The organism is Methylophaga sp. UBA5088, from assembly GCF_002414625.1.
In the GTDB taxonomy this organism is placed as follows: domain Bacteria; phylum Pseudomonadota; class Gammaproteobacteria; order Nitrosococcales; family Methylophagaceae; genus Methylophaga; species Methylophaga marina.
In genome coordinates, this window is record NZ_DIAC01000079.1 from 1 (window position 1) to 11,468 (window position 11,468).

Sequence of the window (11,468 nt, forward strand, 5' to 3'; positions counted from 1 at the left end):
CAAAGTGTTCATATTCAAACACTTGCAAATACACTAACCGGAAGATCACGATGCTAAAAATAATCACTGACAGTAGACCAGCGAATAACAAACGTCCGTTTACAAGGCGACTCTCACGAAAATGATCTTTAAGCGTAAACTTTGAAGCCATATAACGTTCACGTTACCTGAAATGTACGGCGAATTTTACGCAAAATCGCATACATCACCGGCCATAACAGCGTACTTGTTAGCACGGGCATCCAGCTTTCCCAGTGCAACGTTGCTCGAGTAGCGACAACATCAACAAACTCCACCAACAGCACAACAGAAAAAATGGTTAAGGCTTGTTGCCAAAGTGGATATTGACGTAACTGCAAATGGAAACGTGCTATCAAATAAATAGCTAGTGCATAGCTGAAAGCCATCACACCCAATATCCCACCCATGGTGATATCCATGACAAAGCCTGTAAACCAGGCCACACCAATACTGACACGATGAGGCAACGCCATCGCCCAGTAAATGAGTGTCATCACTACCCATTCCGGCCGGAAAAAACGCGCGTAATCTGGTAACGGCACCAGCATCAACATAATGGAAATGATGAGCGTGATAACAATCACAAAACCATTACGGGTCCTAATTGTCGTCGCCACTGTCGACCTCCGTGGTTGATGACGATTCCTCAGCTGGTTTCGTTGTTGTACGCTCTGTTTGAATTTTTTCGCCTGGCAGAACTAACATCACTTCACGACTTGTGGATAACTTGGCTGCTGGCTCCACTTTGATATCAGCAAATGGTTTACCTTGAGGAAACTTAACGGATACCACTTTACCTACAGGATAGCCAACAGGAAACCGACCACCAAGCCCTGATGTGACTAATAAGTCGCCTTCACGAATATCCGCATTATGTGGCAGAAAATCCATTTGAAGATATTCGCCTAAACCTCGGCCCGTGACCACAGCCCGAAGACCATTGCGATTGATTTGAACAGGGATGCTATGACTTGGGTCTGTCAATAACACTACACGACTTGATACGGCAGAGGTTTCGGTCACCTGCCCCATTACCCCAGTGGCATCCAACACCGGTTGCCCGACATACACACCATAATTTTCGCCCTTATCAATCACTACTTGTTGAGAAAAAGGATCAAGATCTATGGTCAGCAATTCTGCTACTTGAACACGTTCTTGCAGACGAAATGATGAGCCTAACAACTCTTTGAGTCGCATATTTTCTCGTTCGAGTGACTGCAGTTTCTGCAAGCGAATATTTTGCAGCATATTATTCGCTTCCATGACGGTAATTTTTTCTCGTAATTGTTTACGATCCTGAAAAAAATCACTGACCCATTCACTCAAATCTGTAGGAAGCGATGCCGCCGCCTGCACAGGATAGACTGCCGTTGACAACAAAGAACGCACAGGTTTGAAGTAATCCAGACGCGTATCAAGGAAAAACACCAGGATAGAGGCTACAAGCGCCAGTAGCATCCGGGTGTTTAAAGAAGGTGTATGGGCAAATAAAGGTTTAATAACTCAACGTCCAAAACTAAAAGACCTTCGCAAATGCATAACACTCGCAAAGGTCTTACGACTTATTAACTAAAAATCATTATTCAAAGGTAAAAACGTCTGTACCTTTTTCATCAATCATTTCAAGCGCACGACCACCGCCACGAGCGACACAGGTAAGTGGATCTTCTGCAATAATTGCTGGTAAGCCTGTTTCTTCGATAAGTAAGCGATCCAAATCACGCAGCAATGCACCACCACCGGTTAATACGATACCGCGCTCGGCCACGTCAGCACCTAGTTCTGGCGGAGTTTGCTCTAAAGCAGTCTTAACCGCTGCTACAATACCAGAAAGTGGATCCTGCAAGGCTTCCAAAATCTCATTACTGTTTAGAGTAAAGCTTCTCGGCACACCTTCAGCCAGATTCCGTCCACGTACTTCCATTTCACGCACTTCATTACCGGGGTAAGCTGAACCAATTTCTTTTTTAATTTTTTCCGCGGTTGATTCACCAATTAACGTGCCGTAGTTACGACGCACATAGTTGACGATGCCTTCATCAAATAAATCACCACCGATACGTACTGAAGCAGAATAAACAATACCGTTTAATGAGATAACCGCGACTTCTGTTGTACCACCACCTATATCCAGTACCATCGAGCCGCTGGCTTCATCAACAGGCATACCGGCACCAATGGCTGCTGCCATCGGCTCTTCAATCAGAAACACATCTCGTGCCCCTGCCCCAGCAGCAGATTCGCGAATTGCACGACGTTCAACTTGCGTTGAACCACAAGGAACACAAACTAAAACGCGCGGACTCGGCTTGAGAAAACGTCCTTCGTGTACTTTACGAATAAAATGCTGCAACATTTTTTCCGTCACGGTGAAATCAGCGATAACACCATCTTTCAATGGCCTGATGGCAGTGATATTACCTGGCGTTCGTCCTAACATGCGCTTGGCTTCGACACCGACCGCAGCTATAGAACGAGGACCACCAGGGCCTTTATCCTGACGAATAGCAACAACAGAAGGCTCGTCTAAGACAATTCCTTTGCCGCGCACATAAATCAGCGTATTCGCTGTTCCAAGATCGATCGACAGATCGTTGGAGAAAATTCCACGTAAACGTTCAAACATTGAAGAAACCACACCTGAAAGGGGTAAAATAGATACTTTAGCAATGCTCTGGGCTGTTGGGCAAGCAACTAATCATTTAAACTTACTGCTTTGTTGAAGCAATTAACCTTTGGAACTGTCGATGAGTTTAGATAAACACGATGTAGAAAAAATCGCGCACCTCGCACGCCTGTCGATACAGGAAGATGATATTCCTCATTATGCACGGGATTTGAATAACATTCTTAATTTAGTTGACCAATTAAGCGCAGCTGACACTAACGACATACTTCCTATGGCTCACCCCCTTGATGCACATCAGCGTTTACGCCCCGACAGTGTGACCGAAGTCAATCAGCGTGATGCATTTCAGGCGATTGCACCTAAAACTGAAGCCGGTGTCTATCTGGTTCCTAAAGTTATCGAATAAAGCAACACAGGCAAACACATGCATAACAAATCACTTTCAGAATTATCGGCAGCCCTGCACAACAGTGAAATAAGCAGTGTTGAACTCACTCAGCATTATCTTGACCGCATCAATCAGCATAACGGCACTTTAAATGCCTTCATCACTGTGACCGAAGAGCGAGCACTGGAACAGGCAAAAGCCGCAGATAAGTTATTGGCAGAAAACAAAGCGGGTGTTTTAACTGGCATTCCTCTCGCCCATAAAGATATTTTCTGTACAAAAGGTGTCCGTACCAGTTGCGCATCAAAAATGCTGGATAAATTTATCGCACCGTATGATGCCACTGTCGTCGAAAAGATTGACCAAGCCGGCATGGTCACATTGGGTAAAACCAATATGGACGAATTTGCTATGGGTTCGTCGAATGAAACCAGCTGGTACGGTCCTGTTAAAAATCCGTGGGATACAGACCGTGTACCTGGTGGTTCATCAGGTGGTTCAGCAGCAGCCATGGCAGCACGTTTAGCGCCTGTTGCCACAGGTACGGATACAGGTGGTTCGATTCGTCAACCTTCTTCTCTGTGTAATCTGACCGGTTTGAAACCCACTTATGGCCGTATTTCTCGCTACGGCATGATTGCGTTTGCTTCAAGCCTGGATCAAGCTGGCCCCATGGCCAACAGTGCTGAAGATGCTGCCTGGCTGATGAACGTGATGTCAGGGTTTGATGAGAAAGACTCTACGAGTGTCGATCGTGATGTGCCAGATTACACAGCGAGTTTGAATGATTCACTTGAAGGCTTAACTATCGGCCTGCCAAAAGAATATTTTGGTGAAGGTCTCGATCCGCGTGTAGCCGCTACGGTAGAAGCGGCCATCAAGACATATGAAAAAATGGGCGCAACATTAAAGGAAATCACCTTACCCAACACGGAACTGGCTGTGCCGACATACTATGTCGTAGCGCCAGCAGAATGTTCGTCTAACTTATCAAGAATGGATGGCGTACGTTTCGGTCACCGCGCTGAAGATCCGAAAGACTTAATGGATCTCTACACCCGTTCACGTGGCGAAGGTTTTGGCGAAGAAGTCAAACGTCGCATCATGATTGGTACTTATGCCTTATCGGCTGGTTACTACGATGCTTACTACTTAAAAGCACAGCAATGCCGTCGTCTTATTAGTAATGACTTCCAGGAAGCATTTAAAGAAGTCGATGTGATTATGGGACCAACAGCCACCAATCCTGCTTTCCGTTTTGGTGAGAAAACAGACGATCCGGTTGCGATGTATCTGGAAGATATTTACACCATCAATACCAATCTGGCTGGTTTGCCTGGTATGTCTATTCCAGCTGGTTTCGTTGAGGGCTTACCTGTCGGTTTACAAATTATTGGTAACTACTTTGATGAAGCGAGATTATTAAATATCGGTCATCGTTATCAACAAGAAACAGACTGGCATCAACGTATTCCTGATGCGTTCAAATAATCCTACTTTAAAGGGGCTCACCGCCCCTTTTTTATGGGTCAGATATGACACTTATCTGGTATTCTTGCAGCACACATCAATCAGGGCATGAGGAAACCGCCAGATGAAGGCAGCAGAGCTATTTGTCAAAGCGCTCGAAAATGAAGGCGTGGAATATATATTTGGTATCCCAGGTGAAGAAAATCTGGATGTCATGGATGCATTGCTGGATTCATCTATCCAATTTATTACCACTCGCCATGAACAGGGGGCGGCTTTTATGGCCGATGTTTATGGTCGACTTACAGGTAATGCCGGTGTTTGTATTGCTACCCTGGGGCCAGGCGCAACGAATCTCATCACGGGTGTCGCGGATGCCAATATGGATCACGCCCCACTCATTGCTATTGCCGGACAAGCGTCGACGCATCGACTCCATAAAGAGTCCCATCAAGTGCTGGATTTGGAAGCGATGTTTCGGCCAATAACCAAATACGCATCGCGTATTGTCAGCCCTGAAGTTATTCCAGAAGTGGTTCGTAAAGCGTTTAAAGTCGCTCAAACAGAAAAAACCGGGGCCTGCTTTATTGAGTTTCCTGAAAATATTGCCGAAATGGACATTGATGATGTGCCGTTACGTGTCAAAAATGCAACGGCTCCCGAACCCGCAGCAGAAGAAATCGAACGTGCGGCAGAAGTTATTTCAAATGCTAAAAGCCCGATTATTTTGGCAGGCAACGGGGTTATTCGTGCCAATGCCTGTGATGAACTAGCTGAATTTTCAGAAAAGCTGGGCATCCCTATTGCCAATACCTTTATGGCAAAAGGCGTCGTACCCTTCCGTCATCCAATGGCCTTGGGCAGTGTGGGCCTGCAATCGAATGACTACGCCAACTGTGGTTTCGCCAATGCCGATGTCATTATCTGTATTGGTTACGATATTGTGGAGTACCACCCATATCTTTGGCACCCATCGCGTGATCGTACTATTGTTCACATTGATACCACTCATGCTGAAGTGGATGGACACTACAGTATCAGTTTGGCTGTAGTCGGTAATATTCGTCATAGCCTCATTCGTGTAGCTGCCATCACTACCCCACACCAGGGCAAGGCGATGCGTACGTTGAGAGATAGTTTGATTACTGAGATGAATATGCATCGTGATGATCTGGAGTTTCCAGTGAAACCACAAAAAATCATCTGGGACCTGCGCACAGCCATGGATTTACAAGACATTGTCATCTGCGACGTAGGTGCTCATAAAATGTGGATGTCACGGATGTTCCGCTGTGAATACCCTAATACCTGCATCATATCCAACGGATTTGCCAGTATGGGCATTGCCGTACCGGGTGCTATCGCCGCTAAATTAGCCAATCCCCAACGTAAAGTTGTGGCCGTGACAGGGGATGCTGGATTTTTGATGAACTCTCAAGAAATCGAAACCGCGATGCGCCTGAATATCGCTATAGTCATTCTGGTATGGAACGATGCCAGTTACGGCCTGATTGAGTGGAAACAACAAAACCAATTTGGTCGGACCAGTCATGTACAATTCACCAACCCGGATTTTGTTCAGTACGCGCAATCTTTTGGTGCAGTTGGTGTCAGAGTTGAGGAGACGGAGCAATTAATGCCCATTCTAAAAGAAGCTTTAGACAGAAATACCGTGACTGTTATTGATTGCCCGGTTGATTATCGAGAGAACCTCAAACTAACAGAAGCATTAGGCCAACTCACTTTAACGATTTAAATAACTGATGACACACATAATTAAACCCGCCATTGGCATTCTTATTCTTGGCATTATCGCGGCACTTATTTTTAATTCAGTGCAAGGACAACAGGGCCTTCCGGACAAGACCTTCACTGATTTAGACGGAAACACCCACTCACTTCAGGACTACAAGGGTAAACCTTTATTAGTCATTTTCTGGGCGACAGACTGTCCCGCTTGTGTGCAAGAACTTCCAGAACTCAAAGCCATTTATAAAGAATATGTGCCCAAAGGTTTAGAAGTTATCAGTGTGGCGTTGGCTCATGACAAGCCGGAGCATTTATTAGCGATGCGCATAGAAAAACAAATTCCCTACACCATCACTTGGGATAAAACAGGTGAACTGGCAAATGCATTTAGTAATGTACGCGTCACCCCAACACATTTTTTATACTCCGCTGAAGGTGATGTTGTGATGCGCAAAATCGGTAGTGTCTCAAAAGAGATGCTCAGCGAGAAACTCAGCAGTATGGGGCTGTAGCAAATTCGAATACATTTACACTACACTTCTATAGTCTTGTATGGTATAAAGTACGGCTTTGTAAATGCAGGCAGGGACCAAAATCGGCGCCCTGTGGTAAAAGTGTATCAGGAGCAGGTTTTAAAATGGCCAGAGTATGTCAGGTAACGGGCAAGCGCCCTATGAGCGGTAACAATGTTTCACACGCTCATAACAAAACAAAACGTCGTTTCTTACCCAACCTTCACTCACACCGTTTTTGGGTTGAGTCTGAAAATCGCTGGGTCAAGCTGCGTGTCAGCAACCATGGTCTGCGCATCATCGATAAGAGAGGGATTGATTCCGTCCTTACTGACATTCGCGCCCGTGGCGAAAAAATTTAGGAGAGTAAGACATGCGCGATAAAATTAAATTAGTCTCATCTGCTGGTACTGGTCACTACTACACCACAGATAAAAACAAACGTACCATGCCTGAAAAATTAGAGATCAAAAAGTTTGATCCTGTTGTGCGCAAACACGTTATGTATAAAGAAGCTAAAATCAAATAATATTGCCCACAATATTATTTTGGAAAAACCCGCACTAGCGGGTTTTTTTATGCCTGCATTAACACTATGATATCAACTCATTTCTTTAAGTTGTAATTCATGACCAACGTTGCTGATTTATCCTCCATCGTTCTAGCCAGACAACCCATTTTTGATCGTCAATATAATATTCATGCCTATGAATTATTATTTCGCAATAACACTAGCCAACAATCTGCTGATATTGGGCGCTATTCCGGCGATATTGCGACTACCCGGGTAATCAATTACAGCTTTCTCGAGCTTGGGATAGAACGGGTAATCGGCACACATCTGGCATTTGTTAATCTGACCCGCAATTTCATTTTAAGTGATGACCCAATCCCATTTGGTGGAGAAAGGGTTGTGTTAGAAATCCTCGAAGATATTGATATTGACGACGAGTTAATCCATGCCGTAAAAAAGCTGGCATTAGCTGGTTACCATATCGCACTTGATGATTTTATTTTCCATGAGTCTTTACGTCCACTTATAGAGTTAGCCACCATAATCAAAGTGGATATTCTCGCCTTGTCTGAAGCAGAGGTAAGACAACATGTTGCCCTACTCCGTGAATATCCGGTTAAGTTACTGGCAGAGAAGGTGGAGACTAAAGCTGAATTTGAGCTATGTATGGCACTTGGGTTCGATTATTTTCAAGGCTACTTTTTCTGTCGGCCAGAAATCATTTCAGATAAACCTATTCCTGATAGTAAGCTTAAACTGCTGGAGCTGCTAAGCAAATTACAAGATCCTGATATTGAATTTAAAACGATCGAGTCAATCATTCGCCAAGACCCAGGCCTTAGTCTAAAATTACTACGTTTACTTAACTCAGCCGCTATTGGGTTTCCCAGACAAATAAACTCGCTACGTGAAGGCCTTGTTATTTTAGGGCTAAAAGCGATAAAAACATGGACAACAATAATTGTTATGAGCGAGATGAGTCCTGGACCAGCAGAACTAATTCAGGTGACGTTGGTCAGAGCCAAGATGGCAGAAAAGATAGCGCCTGAATTTGACTGTCATTCTGAGGCTGGTTTTTTATTGGGCTTGTTCTCAACGATTGATACGATGCTGTCAAAGCCCATGAATGAGGTTATTAACTCGATCCCTCTAAGCAATGAATCAAAGCTTGCACTAATTAGTCGAGGTGGTATAAAAGGCCAACTATTGAATTGCATTATCGACTACTGTGAAGGCCGCTGGTCTCAGTCATCAGAAGACGGGCCTTCATTGGAAAAGCTGAGCAATGCCTATATTGAAGCTAATGAGTGGGCCACTATGACTCTTAATACAATTTAGTATTCATGACTGATTCCAAACTCTTACTCGAAGCAAAAGAACTATCTCGGTTTTTCGGCGACACTGCCGCCGTGAACAATGTCAGTTTTAATATTAAACAAGGTGAAGTCCTTGGATTTTTAGGCCCGAATGGTGCTGGCAAAAGTACGACAATGCGCATGTTGACCGGCAATCTCGCTCCAGATAATGGTCAGATAATAATCAATGGTATTGATTTACTGGATGACCCTAAACAGGCTAAAGCCTGTATTGGTTACCTACCTGAAACGCCACCACTTTATAAAGAACATACCGTCACTGAGTTTTTACAGTTTTGTGCCCGGCTGAATGGCATAGCTAAAAAACAGCAAAAATCTGCAGTCGACACAGTGATAGAACGCTGTGGTCTGACAGAAGTGAGCAAACGATTAATTGCGAATTTATCCAAAGGCTTTCAGCAGCGTGTTGGTATCGCACAGGCTATTATCCACTCGCCAGCCGTAGTGATCTTAGATGAACCGACCTCTGGGCTCGACCCCATCCAGATTCGGGAGATTCGTCAACTTATTCGTGATATTGCCAATGAACATAGTGTCATTCTGTCTACTCATATTCTGCCCGAAGTGCAGATGTTATGTGACAGAGTGCAAATCATTTCTAAAGGCCAGTTATTATTTAATGACAGTCTGCAAAAGTTAACCGAACAAATGCAATCAACCGCTATTGTAGTTGGTTTCTCACACAGTGTAGATATAGGTTCTTTGAGTGCTATCAATGGTGTGAATAATGTCGTAAAGATAGATGAACAGCATTTTAAACTCTCTTATCTGCCAGATCATGATCCAACACAGGCCCTTTTAAAAGAGGCTGTTGAACATAACTGGCCACTCACATCATTAATGCCCGAACAGCATTCTTTAGAAGATGTATTTATGAAAATCATTCGTGAAGAAGATGCCCATGTTTAACATCGCCCGTAATGAATTACATCGCTTGTTCTTATCACCTCTGGCTTGGGTAATCTTGGCATTGAGTCAATTATTGCTGGCTTATCTGTTTTTAACGCATATGGATTATTTCAACAGTATCCAAAGTCGCATTTCTGCTATTCCTGGTGCCCCAGGGGTCACAGAACTGGTAGCCATGCCACTCTTAAGTAATGCTGCGATCATTGCCCTGCTGATTAGTCCCTTGTTGACCATGCGCAGTTTTGCTGAAGAACGCAGAAATGAGATCCTTCCTTTACTCTCATCTGCACCGCTGAGCATGTTTGATATCGTCATTGGTAAGTTCTTAGGTACCCTGACATTTTTCCTGATAATGGCATCACTCACTGTTTTGATGATTTGTTCCCTGGCCGTTGGTACCACTTTGGATTTTTATCAATTAAGTGCAGGTGTTATTGGTCTGATTTTGTTAGTCGCCAGCTTCAGCGCGGTAGGCATTTATATGTCCAGTTTAACCAGACAACCTACCATCGCTGCTATCAGTACCTTTGCCATTTTATTTTTGTTTTGGATTATAGATTGGGCCAGTCACAGCACAACTGAATTCTCATTACTGAGTTGGCTGTCGTTGTTAAAACACTTTGAACCCATGATGCAGGGACAAATCAATACCCAGGATATCAGCTACTTCGCACTCATTATTTTTGCTTTTCTATTACTGACGGTTCGTCGACTGGATAGAGAACGTCTAGACCAATGAAAATCACCAAACGCGCACAACTCCTCATTCGTTTTCAGCAAGTTATATTTTATGCTTTGCTGCTGGCTGCCGTTGTCTTACTGGGTCAGCTGTCAATTGCCACCAATAAGCAGTTTGACTGGACACAAAATCATAGACATACGCTATCTGAAACCAGTTTAGCGATTCTCGATAATCTAAAAGATAATATTACTATCCAGGTTTTTGTGAGTCCTGATTATGAATACCGGGCTGCTATTATTGAATTATTACAACGCTATCAACAGCATAGCGATAAATTAACCATACAGTTTGTGGACCCAAGTTTTTCACCTGACATCGTCAGACAATTTAATATCCAACAGCAAGGTGAAATGGTAGTCAGCCATGGTGAACAAAAACAGCATGTGTTTGATCTGTCCGAACAATCACTAAGCAATGCCTTGGTCACTGTCTCCCGACAATCACAGCCCTGGTTAATATTTGTTGAAGGCCATGGTGAACGCAGTCCGTATGATAAAAGCGACTTTGGCTTGAGTACACTGGTACAAAATCTAGGCAATCAAGGCATAAAAGTCCGTTCACAAAACTTATTGGATACACCAGACATCCCGGACAACAGTGCGGCTTTAGTCATTGCCAGCCCTGAAAAAGAATGGCTACCTGGTGAAATCAATATTGTTCGCGACTATTTAGACAAAGGTGGCAATCTACTCTGGTTAGCAGACCCAACTCAGACTAAGTCGTTGGGAGCTTTGGCTGAAAAATTAGGCATTGAATTTGTGCCAGGCACGGTACTTGATCCTAACTCCAGCATGCTGGGGATTGATGACCCACGCTTTGTTCTGATTACCGACTATGCCAATCATCCTGTCGGTCAGGCCGCCAAAAGTGTCACCATTCTGGCCGAAGCCAGTGCCATCCAAATAGCTGAAGATAACTCAGAAAACCCATGGCGTTATATCAATCTTTTGAACAGCCAGCCTAATGCCTGGGTGGAAACTTCTAGCATTACACAAGCAAACCTCAGTCAGCAAACATTCGATAAAGGTGCTGATGTGGCCGGCCCAGTTTCACTCGGCATGCTCATTACCCGCGATACGGACAGCAATATCGATAAATCACAAAGGATTGCCGTTATCGGTGATGCCGACTTTGTCGCGAATAGCTACATTGGTA

13 protein-coding genes are annotated in these 11,468 nt (G+C 44.2%); 10 read left to right on the forward strand and 3 right to left on the reverse strand.

Annotation, left to right across the window (positions count from 1 at the left end):
* Positions 1-158: 158 nt before the first annotated feature.
* The 3 genes from mreD to B4K20_RS10030 form a co-directional block, all read right to left on the reverse strand.
* Positions 159-638, reverse strand: coding sequence for a rod shape-determining protein MreD (gene mreD / locus B4K20_RS10020; protein ID WP_289243308.1), 480 nt, complete (start codon positions 636-638; stop codon positions 159-161).
* Positions 622-1,524 (reverse strand): rod shape-determining protein MreC, encoded by a 903-nt coding sequence (gene mreC, locus B4K20_RS10025; RefSeq protein WP_289282799.1) that lies wholly within the window; start codon positions 1,522-1,524, stop codon positions 622-624. The genes mreD and mreC overlap by 17 nt, the downstream gene beginning before the upstream one ends.
* Positions 1,525-1,603: 79 nt before the next feature.
* Complete coding sequence (locus B4K20_RS10030; RefSeq protein ID WP_289282778.1) at positions 1,604-2,650, reverse strand: rod shape-determining protein; 1,047 nt, start codon at positions 2,648-2,650, stop codon at positions 1,604-1,606.
* Positions 2,651-2,771: 121 nt separating this feature from the next.
* Between B4K20_RS10030 and gatC the strand changes: the two genes are divergently transcribed.
* From gatC to B4K20_RS10080, 10 genes are all read left to right on the forward strand, one after another.
* Positions 2,772-3,059, forward strand: a complete 288-nt coding sequence (gatC, locus tag B4K20_RS10035) for an Asp-tRNA(Asn)/Glu-tRNA(Gln) amidotransferase subunit GatC (protein ID WP_286304077.1) — start codon at positions 2,772-2,774, stop codon at positions 3,057-3,059.
* A gap of 18 nt (positions 3,060-3,077) precedes the next feature.
* Entirely contained in the window at positions 3,078-4,532 is a 1,455-nt protein-coding gene (gene gatA / locus B4K20_RS10040) for an Asp-tRNA(Asn)/Glu-tRNA(Gln) amidotransferase subunit GatA (RefSeq protein WP_289282779.1), read from the forward strand.
* 103 nt (positions 4,533-4,635) lie between these two features.
* Positions 4,636-6,267 (forward strand): acetolactate synthase large subunit, encoded by a 1,632-nt coding sequence (locus tag B4K20_RS10045; protein WP_289282780.1) that lies wholly within the window; start codon positions 4,636-4,638, stop codon positions 6,265-6,267.
* A gap of 7 nt (positions 6,268-6,274) precedes the next feature.
* Positions 6,275-6,772 (forward strand): TlpA family protein disulfide reductase, encoded by a 498-nt coding sequence (locus tag B4K20_RS10050; RefSeq protein ID WP_289243305.1) that lies wholly within the window; start codon positions 6,275-6,277, stop codon positions 6,770-6,772.
* Between the two features lie 125 nt (positions 6,773-6,897).
* A complete protein-coding gene (gene rpmB / locus B4K20_RS10055; RefSeq protein WP_007146527.1) occupies positions 6,898-7,134 on the forward strand; it encodes a 50S ribosomal protein L28 in 237 nt (78 codons plus the stop codon).
* Between the two features lie 11 nt (positions 7,135-7,145).
* Entirely contained in the window at positions 7,146-7,301 is a 156-nt protein-coding gene (rpmG, locus tag B4K20_RS10060) for a 50S ribosomal protein L33 (protein ID WP_007146528.1), read from the forward strand.
* Between the two features lie 99 nt (positions 7,302-7,400).
* Complete coding sequence (locus tag B4K20_RS10065; RefSeq protein ID WP_289282781.1) at positions 7,401-8,624, forward strand: EAL and HDOD domain-containing protein; 1,224 nt, start codon at positions 7,401-7,403, stop codon at positions 8,622-8,624.
* Between the two features lie 5 nt (positions 8,625-8,629).
* Positions 8,630-9,571 (forward strand): ABC transporter ATP-binding protein, encoded by a 942-nt coding sequence (locus B4K20_RS10070; RefSeq protein ID WP_289282782.1) that lies wholly within the window; start codon positions 8,630-8,632, stop codon positions 9,569-9,571.
* Entirely contained in the window at positions 9,564-10,310 is a 747-nt protein-coding gene (locus tag B4K20_RS10075) for an ABC transporter permease (protein ID WP_289282783.1), read from the forward strand. Before B4K20_RS10070 ends, B4K20_RS10075 begins: the two co-directional genes overlap by 8 nt.
* On the forward strand, positions 10,307-11,468 hold a 1,162-nt coding region (locus B4K20_RS10080; protein WP_289282784.1), incomplete at its 3' end, for a GldG family protein. The genes B4K20_RS10075 and B4K20_RS10080, both read left to right, overlap by 4 nt.

Excerpts from the sequence above, each read along its gene's own strand:
- B4K20_RS10030 (WP_289282778.1), bottom strand. The coding sequence starts at position 2,650 with ATGTTTGAACGTTTACGTGGAATTTTCTCCAACGATCTGTCGATCGAT.
- gatC (WP_286304077.1), top strand. The coding sequence starts at position 2,772 with ATGAGTTTAGATAAACACGATGTAGAAAAAATCGCGCACCTCGCACGC.
- gatA (WP_289282779.1), top strand. The coding sequence starts at position 3,078 with ATGCATAACAAATCACTTTCAGAATTATCGGCAGCCCTGCACAACAGT.
- B4K20_RS10045 (WP_289282780.1), top strand. The coding sequence starts at position 4,636 with ATGAAGGCAGCAGAGCTATTTGTCAAAGCGCTCGAAAATGAAGGCGTG.
- B4K20_RS10050 (WP_289243305.1), top strand. The coding sequence starts at position 6,275 with ATGACACACATAATTAAACCCGCCATTGGCATTCTTATTCTTGGCATT.
- rpmB (WP_007146527.1), top strand. The coding sequence starts at position 6,898 with ATGGCCAGAGTATGTCAGGTAACGGGCAAGCGCCCTATGAGCGGTAAC.
- rpmG (WP_007146528.1), top strand. The coding sequence starts at position 7,146 with ATGCGCGATAAAATTAAATTAGTCTCATCTGCTGGTACTGGTCACTAC.
- B4K20_RS10065 (WP_289282781.1), top strand. The coding sequence starts at position 7,401 with ATGACCAACGTTGCTGATTTATCCTCCATCGTTCTAGCCAGACAACCC.
- B4K20_RS10070 (WP_289282782.1), top strand. The coding sequence starts at position 8,630 with ATGACTGATTCCAAACTCTTACTCGAAGCAAAAGAACTATCTCGGTTT.
- B4K20_RS10075 (WP_289282783.1), top strand. The coding sequence starts at position 9,564 with ATGTTTAACATCGCCCGTAATGAATTACATCGCTTGTTCTTATCACCT.